The organism is Streptomyces sp. YIM 130001 (assembly GCF_003574445.1).
In the GTDB taxonomy this organism is placed as follows: Bacteria; Actinomycetota; Actinomycetes; order Streptomycetales; family Streptomycetaceae; genus Streptomyces.
Map to the genome: position 1 here is coordinate 1 of NZ_KZ984595.1, position 860 is coordinate 860.

General features: G+C 65.0%; 1 protein-coding gene. It reads left to right on the top strand.

The window, feature by feature from the left end; genetic code table 11:
- Nucleotides 1-51 precede the first annotated feature (51 nt).
- Nucleotides 52-851, top strand: a protein-coding gene (locus DSC45_RS35535) for an IS5 family transposase (protein ID WP_240435034.1) whose coding sequence is annotated in 2 segments (ribosomal slippage) — nt 52-387 and nt 390-851 — 798 coding nt in all. Because the reading frame shifts where the segments join, the coding sequence is not laid out codon by codon here.
- The last annotated feature ends 9 nt before the right edge of the window (nt 852-860 follow it).

An 860-nucleotide genomic window follows, 5' to 3' on the forward strand; every position in this document is an offset into this window, starting at 1 on the left:
AGAGGTCGTCTCATTTGGAGTGCTGATGGGTAGCCTGTCGGCATGGTGGGGATGGTCGAGCGGCTGGTGCCGGATGAGTTGTGGGCCCTGTTTCAGCGGGTGGTTCCTGAGCATCCATCCAGGCCGCAGGGTGGTGGGCGGCGTCGTCACGGTGATCGTGAGGTCTTGGCCGCGATCGTGTTCGTGGCGACGTCGGGCTGTACATGGCAGCAGTTGCCGGCGGCCTCGTTCGGGCCCTCAGGGGCTACGGCTCATCGACGCTTCACGGAGTGGTCCAACGCCCGGGTGTGGGCGAAGCTCCATCGCCTGGTCCTCGACGAACTCGGCGGCCGGGGCGAGTTGGACTGGTCGCGATGCGCGATCGACTCGGTCAACATGCGGGCCCTGAAAAGGGGGAGCTGACAGGCCCGAATCCTGTCGATCGAGGCAAGTACGGCTCGAAGATCCACTTGATCACCGAACGATCCGGTCTGCCCCTGTCGATCGGCATCTCCGGAGCCAACACACACGACAGCCAAGGCCTGATTCCCCTGGTCAAAGGAATACCGCCCATCCGATCCCGCCGCGGCCCCCGACGTCGGCGGCCGGGAAAACTCCACGGCGACAAGGGCTACGACTACCGCCACCTCCGGCGCTGGTTACGCCAGCGCGGCATCACCCATCGCATCGCCCGCAGAGGTATCGAGACCTCGAAGGGTCTGGGAAAGCACCGTTGGACCGTCGAACGCAGCATGGCCTGGCTCACCGGCTGCCGCCGTCTCCACCGACGCTACGAGCGCAAAGCCGACCACTTCCTCGCCTTCACCAGCATCGCCTGCACCCTCATCTGCTACCGCAGACTCACCAAATGAGACGACCTC